This is a genomic window from Exiguobacterium sp. UBA6282, from assembly GCF_002440475.1.
Taxonomy (GTDB): domain Bacteria; phylum Bacillota; class Bacilli; order Exiguobacteriales; family Exiguobacteriaceae; genus Exiguobacterium_A.
The window spans coordinates 7769-8182 of sequence record NZ_DJUM01000019.1; the positions used below are offsets into that span (position 1 = coordinate 7769).

A 414-nucleotide genomic window follows, 5' to 3' on the forward strand; every position below is an offset into this window, starting at 1 on the left:
TCGAATCCCACCGCCTCCTCCACTTCTTTTTTTTTACCCAAAAATAAATATAATCATGGAGTCGTACCCAAGTCCGGCTGAAGGGGACGGACTCGAAATCCGTTAGGGGTCGCAAGGCTCGCGTGGGTTCGAATCCCACCGACTCCGCTTTTTATAAAGCATCTCAATTCTGAGGTGCTTTTTTGTTGCATCGATTTCTTCGTGCATGCTATGGTTGCCTACGTGAAAAACGAAGAAGAGGTGGACGAAATGAACGAACAAACAAAAGAATCGTTGCTTTCGCATTATGCGATGACGATGACATATGTAAAAGACTTAGAACAGATTTCAGAAGAAGCATGGCGGACATCGTATGCGGAAGGTAAGTGGACGGTTGCTGAGATCATTGGTCACTTATCACCATGGGATCGTTTC

At 45.4% G+C, this 414-nt stretch carries 1 tRNA gene; it reads left to right on the plus strand.

The window, feature by feature from the left end:
• Positions 1-57: 57 nt before the first annotated feature.
• Positions 58-147 (plus strand) — tRNA-Ser (locus B2751_RS04930).
• Positions 148-414 lie beyond the last annotated feature (267 nt).